We start from the raw sequence: 8,808 nt of genomic DNA on the forward strand, positions 1-8,808 counted from the left end.
CCGGGCAGTAACGGAGCCGCCATGGCCGTGCAGGTGAAGACCGTCCTCCTGGCGCATGCACGGTCGGGCTCCACCATGCTGATGGAGTATCTCGACGCGCAGCCCGACACTTCCTTCGCGCACGAGATCTTTCACCAGAACAAGGTCCACCTGCCGCGCTTCATGCCCGCGGCAGGAAAGGACCAGGCCGCATTGATGGCGGAGCGGGATGCCGACCCGGTCGCCTTTCTGGCGCGCGTTGCCGCCGCCTGCCCGACCTCGAACTTCGGCTTCAAGTGGTTCCGCGGCCACAGCGCGCAGGTCCGCGACCACGTCGTCTCCGCGCCCGACTGGCGCGTGCTGGTGCTTTACCGGGAAAACTTCCTCGCGCTCTTCGCCTCCCAGCGGACGGCGCGGCTGACCGGACGATACATCGCGCGCAGCCCCGCCGCAGCCCTGCCGTCGCCGGTACTTTCCTTCTCGCCCGAGGAGTTCCTGCACGAGTACGACCACTACCGGCGCTACTACGACGGGCTGATCGCGCAATGCGACCAGGCGGGGAAGCCGTTCTGCCTGATCGAGTACAAGGACCTGTCGAACGCTGCATTCCTGCGCAATGCCGCGCGGTACATTGGCGTGACAGAGCCGGCGGCGCCGGAGCTCGTCACGTTCAAGCAGGGTAGTAGCCGCCTGCTCCGCCGCTTCGAAGACCAGGACCTGGTGCGGCGCACCTTGGATGGGCTGAATCGCATGCATTGGCTGATCGAGGAGGACGGTTTCTTCACTCCGAACCTGCCGGTGAGAGCCCAAGCTTCGTGAACGCCGAAGGCGACACCCTTATCGCCACGCCGCTGAGCAAGCTGGCCGTGGCCGGCGATCAGGCGGCCGCGCTCGCCGCCATCCGACAGATCGTCTCGCATGCCGTTGCCACGGGCACACTTCCGGAACTGCACGTCGCGGCGCGGGATGCACTTCAGCGCGGCGTGCCGGATCGCTGGGCCCACTACCTTCTGGTGCTGGCGGCCCTCGCGCTGCTGCGCGAGCCCACGCATTGGGAAGCGCGGACGGAGAAGGCGACGCCGGCGCTACTTGGCGCGCTCGACGCCCTGATCGACGAAGCCGCGAGCATGCCACCGCGCTCCCGGACGTTCCTTGGCGTGCTTGAGGGCGTGCGCGCCTATGTCGCCGGCGATGCCGAACTCGCGTTCGCGCGCCTCGCCGAGGCCGGTGCAGAGGCCTCGCCTTTGTTCGAGCGCTTCGACTTCGCTTCGCCCGTTCGGTTCATCCGGCGTTTGCCGGCGGCCTTTCCATCCGCTCCAGCTGCCCTGGGCGCGATCGCCGAGCCCGTGGGACCGCTGCCTGCCGCAATGCCGGCGGTGATGGCGAGCGCGTCGGTCGACCCGCGATATGCGGCGGCCTTCGCCGAAGGGCTGCTCCGCGGTCTTGCCGGCACCGAAGGGCTTGGACTGCACCTCCATCTGGTGGCCCCGCGGGCCGAAGCGGAGCGGATCGCCGCGGGGCTGCACGCGCGGGCCGAGGCGCTTGGCACAACGCTTGCCGTGACCGCCGGTCCCGCGCCTTCGGCCGAGCGCGCTTTCCATGCATGCGCGCGCTTCCTGGTCGCGCCGATGGTGATGGAGCGCCTCGGCTGCTCGTTGCTCATCCTCGATGCCGACAGCCTGCCCGAGCCGACGCCCGCGGTGGCGCAATTGCTGGCGGAGGCGGCGAAGGCGGACCGCGTGATGGCGCGCATCCGGCCGCGCTCGGCAAGCGGCTATCTGCCCTGGCGCCGGTTGGCCGCAGGCCTCTTCTTCGTGCCGAACGGGCCTCGGGGGCGGCGCTATGCCGCAGCGGTCGCGGGGGCCATCGACTATTTCTGGCGGCACGATGGGACCAACCTGTGGTGGATCGATCAACTCGCGCTTGAAGCCGCCGCCATCACCGAGGCGCAGGCCAGCGGGGCCGTGTTGCCCATGCCGTATCAGGTCACCGCTGCCTTCCCGGCCATGAGCCGCGAGGTGAAGCACGCGCACCTGCATCGCGACCTGCCGAGCGGCGCCGTCGTGCCCGTAGAACCGGAGGCGCGCGGCCGATTGGTCGCAGGGGCGATACTCGTGCCGCCGGGTCACAGCGGAGCGCCCGGCGTCCCCTTTCGGATGGCGATCCTTGCGGCCGACGGCTCCGCCATCCCGGAAGGCGATTTCCTGCGCCGAAGCTGGCGGATGGGCGGCGCCGAGCCGGGGCCGGTCGCGCGTTTCCTGTCGGGGCGCTACGCCTATGGCGGCATTCTCATGCCGCATATCGGGCACTTCCTGGTCGAGAGCCTGTCGCGTGCCTGGTACCTCAGGCGACATCCTGAGCTTCCCGTCCTGTGGCACCGTCGCGGCGGGAAACTGGGAAGTGTGCATCAGGAAATTCTCTGCCTCCTCGGCCTTTCCGTAAGGGAGGACCTGGTTCTATCTGAGACAGTGGCGGCGGAAAGCCTGGTGGTCCCCGCGCAAGGCGCCGTGATGGGCGGGCGCTTCTCCCCCGAGCAGGCCCAGGCACTGGGCGCCGTGTCGGCAAGGCCACCGCAGCCAGGCCGCCGAATCTGGCTCTCGCGCCGGGGCCTCAGCGGGGGCAAGGCGCTGATCGAAGGCGAGGACGAGGTCGAGCACAGCCTCATCTCGGCCGGGTGGACCATCGTGACGCCAGAAGCCCTGCCGCTCGCTGGGCAACTCGAAGCCTTGGCGGAGGCGGAGGACATCGCGGGCTTCATGGGCTCGGCGTTCCATCTGCTGCTGCTGCTGGACCGAGTGCGGGCGAGGGTCAGCATTCTGGATCGCGGCATCCCGCGGGACCTGTGGCGGACCTTTATCGAGATCGCATCGGCCAAGGGTTTCCGGCAGCAGATCCTGCAGGTGGAACATGAGGTCGTCGGCGGGGTGGGCGCACGTACCTCAATCCGTCTCCGAGACCCGAAGACGGCAGCCAGCCTGATCGTTCGCTGACGGAGTGTTCCACGCGGCGGCCGCCTCGGCATGCCAGCAAGTGCGGCCGCGACTGCCCACGCGAATCCGAAGCCTCCGCTGACGGCGGGCTCTCCGCGTGTCCTGAATGTCGAATGCGTGGCGTTGGCCGATGACCATGGGGCGGCGAAGGCGCGGCCTCACGTCAGCTCGCCGGGATGGCGTCGTAAAGCTCGTACTCCGAGGCAAGGCGCCGACGCAGCGCGAGCAGATCGATGCCTTCGAAATCCACATCGCTGCGGGCTCGGGATTGGTTCGTCACCTTCACGTCGAGCTTCTGCCCACTCAATGTCTCGAGAGTCGCGATCAAACGAGCGTGCGATTCGAGGCGGAACAGTTCCACCTCGCCGAGCGCGCCGGTGCGGTCCCGCAGGAAATCGGACTGCCGCAGCACACCGCCTACGCGCGGTGGCTTCGATGAGAAATAGGCATCGAGGAATGAGGCGAACGTTGAATAGACCGGCTGTTCCTTAGCGCCGCCTCCCGGTGTGGGGCGCCCTCTTTCGTCCCAGGAATAGCGGTACCAAGAATAAAGCCAGTCTATCGGGTCTCTTACAAGTGAAAATACACGCGGCTCATAGGGGGCGGGGGCCCTGCGCGCCTTCATCATTGGCAAGACCCAATCCGTGACGAAGGCATAGCTCACATGCTTCATGTGATCTTTGAAACGAACGTCGCAGACCGGCATCAATGCTTGCTGCAAGGAGGAGGAGGCGCATTTCGGCATCGACAGGACAATGAAGCCGAAACGAAGCGAAGCCATCATTCTTGAACCACCCCGCGATCAAATTGGATCCGCGCCGCCGCGCAGCCTATCCGCCCCGGCCCGCGCCCGGCATTGCCTTCAACGCATCCGTTGTGTCGAAGTCCCGCAGCACGGCGTCGTCCGCCATCTCGACCTCGACCATCCGGTCGGCATGCGTGCCGATCAGGTGGCGGGCGCCGACATCGCCGGTGATCGCCAACATCTCGGGCAGGAATTCCCGCGACCAGAGCATCGGGTTGCCCTGCTTGCCGCGGAAGGTCGGCATGACGATGGCGCGGCCCTCCTCCGGGTCGAAGGCGGCGATCAGCCGGTCCAGCATCGGACCCGAGACCAGCGGCATGTCGCCGAGGCAGACGACGAAGCCTTCCACATCCGCCGGCAGCGCCGCGAGCCCGGCCTTGAGCGAGGCGGAGAGCCCCTCGGCGTAGTCCTCGGCATGGGCGAAGATGACCGGGCGGCCGGCGAGCGCTTCCTCCACCCGATCGCGCTCGTGGCCGACGACGACGATGACGGGGCGGGCGTGGCTCGCGAGCACGTTGTCCACCACGCGCGCGACCATCGGCGTGCCCTGGTTGTCGGCAACCAGCAGCTTGTTGAGCGGCGCCATGCGGCGCGAGCGCCCGGCGGCGAGCACCACGGCGGCGACGTTGCGCGCCCGGCGCGGGGCCAGCGCCGGCGGGGCGACGCGCGGTGCCTGTTCCCGCGGCAGGGGACGGACCTCGATCTCCTTGAGCAGCCCGCCGACGCCCATCGCCATGACATCGCGCGCCGCCACCGGCACGCCCGCGAAGACGCGCTGCAGCACCCAATCGAAGCCGTTCAGCTTCGGGCTGCGCGCGCAGCCCGGCAGGACCATGGCCGGAGTATCGCCGACGCGGCCGAGGCAGAGCAGGTTGCCCGGATCGACCGGCATGCCGAAATGCTCGATCCGGCCCCCGGCGCGCACGATGGCGGCGGGGCCGATGTCGCGGCGGTCCACCACGGCCGAGGCGCCGGCGATCAACAGGACCTCCGCCCCGGCGCGCTTCAGCCGGCCGAGCGCCTCGGCGACCGGCGCTTCCTCGTGGCGGACGCGCTCGACGGGCAGCATGCTGCCGCAGAGCCCCTCGACCCGCGCGGCGGTGGCCTCCACCGCGCCTTCCATCACGCTTTCCTTGATGCCGGGCAGTTCGGTCAGCACCAGGCCGACCTTGAGCGGGCGGAAGGGATGGACGGCGAAGACCGGCGCCTTGCCCCCGCGGGCCACCGCCTCCGCCACGCCGAGCAACTTCCCCGGCACGGCGAAGGGAATGACCTTGATCGTCGCGATCATCTCGCGCGCCGCGACGGGGGTGTAGTTGGGCAGGGTCGCGACGGTCAGGCTCTCGTCCACGGCGTTGATGCCGTCCAGGCGCCGCGCATCCAGCACCAGCAGGCCGGCGGTCTCGGAGAGCAGGTTCACCCGGCCGGTCGCGGCACGGGACCGCGCGACGAGCGGCGCCGTCAGCGCCGCCGCCAGGCGTTCCGCCGCGTCGTTCTCGGGCACGTCGCCGGCCTCGAGGCGGGCGGTGATGACATCCCGCTTGCCGGCATCCTTGATCGCGGCAACGGCCTCTTCGTCGAGCACGGTGCCCTTCTTGATGACCTTGCCGGGCAGGCGCAGCGAATGGGCGAGGATGGCACCCTTGGCCTCCTCGATCGGCGTCGGGCCGAAGATCATGCGGAAAGACCGATGCTGATGCGGCCCTGGTCAGGGGCGGGTTGCAGGCGCGGCTGGCCGAGCGCCGCGCCGCGGCGGGCGGCGACGATCTCCGCCATGACGGAGAGCGCAATCTCGGGCGCCGTCACCGCCTCGATGTCGAGGCCGACGGGAGCGTGGATGCGCGCGATGGCATCGTCGCCATGGCCGAGATCCTTCAGCCGAGCGACGCGCTTCGCATGGGTGCGGCGGCTGCCGAGCGCGCCGACGTAGAAAGCGTGCGAGCGCAGCGCTGCGTCGAGCGCGGGGTCGTCCAGCTTCGGGTCGTGCGTCAGCGTGACCACGGCGCTGCGGCCGTCGGGCTTCAGTTCCGCCATCGCCTCGTCCGGCCAGTCGGTGCGCAGCGTGATGCCGGGCAGGCGTTCCTCGGTCGCGAAGGCGCGGCGCGGGTCCACCACGATCATCTCGAAGCCGAGCGGTGCCGCCATCGGCGCCATGGCCTGCGCGATGTGCACCGCGCCGACGACGATGATGCGCAGCGGCGGGTTGTGCGGGTGGACGAACCAGGTCTCGCCGTCGAGCGTGACGTTGCCCGCCTTCTCGCTGCCGAGGGCCGCGCGCGCGGCTTCCGCGAGCGTGGCGGGCAGGGCTTCCTGCGGCCAGAGATGCTGCTCGCCATCGGTCATGCGCGTCAGCAGCACGACCGGGCGCTGCGCGGCGCGTTCGGCCTGCAGCCTTTCGAGGATCTCCGCCTTCACGTCAGCGGCTCCACGAAGACCTTCACCTTGCCACCGCAGGACAGGCCGACCTCCCACGCGCGCTCGTCGGTGACGCCGAAATCGAGCAGTTGCGGCGTGCCGGTCGCCATCGCCTGCTTCGCGGCGTCGGCGACGGCGCCCTCGATGCAGCCGCCGGAGACCGAGCCGGCAAGCCGGCCCGAGGCCGTGACCGCAAGGCGCGAACCGGCCGGGCGAGGGGAGGAGCCCCAGGTCTCGACCACGGTGGCGATCGCGACCTTCTCGCCTTCCGCTCGCCAGGCGGCGGCGGTGGCGAGGATGTCCTCGGACTGCGTCGTGTCGGTGCTCATGCCGCCATCCTCCCGCGCTGCGTGGCGTGACGGCCGGACAGGGTGGCGACCAGGTCACGCAGGCTGTTCAGATTATGCACCGGGCGGAAATCGTCCACATGGGGCAGCATTGCCCGGATGCCCTGGGATTTGGGCTGGAAGCCCGAGAATCTCAACAAGGGATTCAACCAGATGAGCCGGCGGCAGGATCCGCGCAGGCGTTCCGTGGCCTCCGCGAGGCCCTTCGCACCTTCCCGGTCCAGCCCGTCGGTGATGAGCAGCACCACCGCCCCCTGGCCCAGCACGCGCCGCCCCCAGAGCCGGTTGAACAGCGCGAGCGATTCGCCGATCCGCGTGCCGCCCGACCAGTCCGGCACGATGTGCGAGACCATCTCGAAGGCCACTTCCGGGTCGCGGTGCTTGAGTTGCCGCGTGACGTTGGTGAGCCGCGTGCCGAAAAGGAAGGTGTGCACGCGGTCGCGGTCATTGGCGACGGCGTGCAGGAAGTGCAGCAGGATCTGCGCGTAGCGGGACATGGACCCGCTGATATCGCATAGCGCCACCAGCGGCGGCGGCCGCGTCACGCGGCGGCGGCGCGCGAGGCTCAGGATCTCGCCCCCGGTGCGCAGGGACTGGCGCACGGTCGCGCGCAGGTCGGCGACCGGGCCGAGGGCATCGGGGCGGAAGCGGCGCGTGCGCTGCTCATCGAGCGGCAGCACGAGGCGGCGGATCTCCTGCTTCGCGGCCGCGATCTCGGCGGCCGACATGGCCTCGAAATCCATCTGCTGCAGGCGCTCGCGCTCGCTGACCGTGAAGGTCATGTCGTGCCGCGGCGGCGGTTCCTCGGGGGGCTTCGGCTTCGGCCGGTTCTCCTGCATCGCTTCCGCGAGGCGGCGGGAGGCAGGCGGCGCCTTCTCGTCCTTCGGCTTGTTGCCATCCATCAGCGCCATGGCGGCGGCGTGCGCCGCCGCGTCGGGGTCTCGCCAGAAGAGCTGGAAGGCCTGGTCGAAGATCTCGAAATGCTCGCGCCGGTGGACCATCACGGCCCGCAGCGCGGCGTGCACCTGGCGGCGCTCGGCGATGTCGATCTCGGTCAGCGCCTCGAGGCCCGCGATGGCCTCGCCGGGGCCGAGCGGCAGGCCGGTGCGCCGCAGCAGCCGCGTGAAGGCGAGCAGGTTCTCGGCCAGGTATCCGCCGGGCGCCGTGGCGGCCCCGGCCGCGCGCGCCTGGACTGCGCCGATGATCCGCGCGGCGTCCCTATCGGGCGTCACCCCGCGGCCGCCGCCACGGCCTCCGACACCAGCCGCGCGGCTTCGGCGCCCTTCAGCTTGGCGATGTCGTCCTGGTACTTGAGCAGCACGCCGAGCGTCTCATCCACGGCGCCCGGCTCCAGTTCCTTCGCGTCCAACGCTGCGAGCGCCTGCGCCCAGTCGATGGTCTCGGCGACGCCCGGCAGCTTGAAGTAGTCGCCGTCGCGGACCTTCTGCACGAAGGCCACGATCTGCGCCGAGAGCTTCTCCGGCAGGCCCGGCGCGCGCACGCGCAGGATGGCGCGTTCCCGCGCCGCATCCGGGTAGTCCACCCAGTGGTAGAGGCAGCGGCGGCGCACCGCGTCGTGCACCTCCCGCGTGCGGTTGGAGGTGATGATGACGACCGGCGGAGCCATCGCCTTCACCGTGCCGAGTTCCGGGATGGTGATCTGGAAATCGGCGAGGATCTCGAGCAGGAAGGCCTCGAAGGGCTCGTCCGCGCGATCGAGCTCGTCGATGAGCAGGACCGCGGGCTCGCCTTCCAGCGCCTGCAGCAGCGGGCGGGCCTGGAGGAACTTGCGGTCGTAGATGCCGCGCTCGATCGCCTCGCGGTCCGTCTCGCCGGCCGCTTCGGCCAGGCGGATGGCCATGAGCTGGCGCGCGTGATTCCACTCGTAGGCCGCGGCGGAAAGGTCGAGCCCGTCGTAGCATTGCAGGCGCACGAGATGCCGCGGCAGCGTTTTCGCCAGCACCTTGGCGATCTCGGTCTTGCCGGTGCCCGGCTCGCCTTCGAGGAAGAGCGGCCGCCCCATGCGCAGCGCGAGGTGGACCGTGGTCGCCAGCGCGCGGTCGGCGACATAGCCGCCGGCCGCGAGCAGCGCCTGGGTCTCCTCGACGGTGCGGGGATCGCTCACCGGAGGAACATCAGCGCGAGGATCACGACCATGATGGCGCCGCCGACCCAGGCCATCAGCGGGATGCCGAGCGGCGCTTCCGGCAGCAGGTCGAAGATCGAGATGCCGGCGGGCGCGGCCGGCACCGGGCGCGGTGCCGGCGCGGCG

General features: G+C 70.2%; 8 protein-coding genes. 2 read left to right on the plus strand and 6 right to left on the minus strand.

All coding sequences use genetic code 11. The features are described 5' to 3' along the window. The first annotated feature begins 21 nt into the window (after positions 1 to 21). Both GXW76_RS11940 and GXW76_RS26150 read left to right on the plus strand, forming a co-directional pair. Positions 22 to 798, plus strand: a complete 777-nt coding sequence (locus GXW76_RS11940) for a hypothetical protein (protein WP_211862246.1) — start codon at positions 22 to 24, stop codon at positions 796 to 798. After that, complete coding sequence (locus GXW76_RS26150) at positions 795 to 2,969, plus strand: glycosyltransferase 61 family protein (RefSeq protein WP_211862247.1); 2,175 nt, start codon at positions 795 to 797, stop codon at positions 2,967 to 2,969. Before GXW76_RS11940 ends, GXW76_RS26150 begins: the two co-directional genes overlap by 4 nt. A 163-nt stretch (positions 2,970 to 3,132) precedes the next feature. On the opposite strand, the gene GXW76_RS11950 is transcribed toward GXW76_RS26150, so the two are convergent. The 6 genes from GXW76_RS11950 to GXW76_RS11975 are packed head-to-tail and all read right to left on the minus strand — an operon-like array spanning position 3,133 to position 8,661. Beyond that, a complete protein-coding gene (locus tag GXW76_RS11950) occupies positions 3,133 to 3,753 on the minus strand; it encodes a hypothetical protein (RefSeq protein WP_211862248.1) in 621 nt (206 codons plus the stop codon). A 46-nt stretch (positions 3,754 to 3,799) separates the two neighbouring features. Next, the gene (locus GXW76_RS11955) at positions 3,800 to 5,452 is read right to left on the minus strand and encodes an NTP transferase domain-containing protein (protein WP_211862249.1); all 1,653 of its coding nucleotides are present in this window, start codon (positions 5,450 to 5,452) and stop codon (positions 3,800 to 3,802) included. Then, the gene (locus GXW76_RS11960) at positions 5,449 to 6,189 is read right to left on the minus strand and encodes an XdhC family protein (protein ID WP_211862250.1); all 741 of its coding nucleotides are present in this window, start codon (positions 6,187 to 6,189) and stop codon (positions 5,449 to 5,451) included. The genes GXW76_RS11955 and GXW76_RS11960 overlap by 4 nt, the downstream gene beginning before the upstream one ends. Then, the gene (locus tag GXW76_RS11965; RefSeq protein ID WP_211862251.1) at positions 6,186 to 6,518 is read right to left on the minus strand and encodes an XdhC family protein; all 333 of its coding nucleotides are present in this window, start codon (positions 6,516 to 6,518) and stop codon (positions 6,186 to 6,188) included. The genes GXW76_RS11960 and GXW76_RS11965 overlap by 4 nt, the downstream gene beginning before the upstream one ends. Then, a complete protein-coding gene (locus GXW76_RS11970) occupies positions 6,515 to 7,768 on the minus strand; it encodes a VWA domain-containing protein (protein ID WP_338150944.1) in 1,254 nt (417 codons plus the stop codon). Before GXW76_RS11970 ends, GXW76_RS11965 begins: the two co-directional genes overlap by 4 nt. Next, positions 7,765 to 8,661, minus strand: coding sequence for an AAA family ATPase (locus GXW76_RS11975; protein WP_211862252.1), 897 nt, complete (start codon positions 8,659 to 8,661; stop codon positions 7,765 to 7,767). The genes GXW76_RS11970 and GXW76_RS11975 overlap by 4 nt, the downstream gene beginning before the upstream one ends. Between the last annotated feature and the right edge of the window lie 147 nt (positions 8,662 to 8,808).

It is taken from the genome of Neoroseomonas soli (assembly GCF_018129065.1).
Lineage (GTDB): Bacteria > Pseudomonadota > Alphaproteobacteria > Acetobacterales > Acetobacteraceae > Neoroseomonas > Neoroseomonas soli.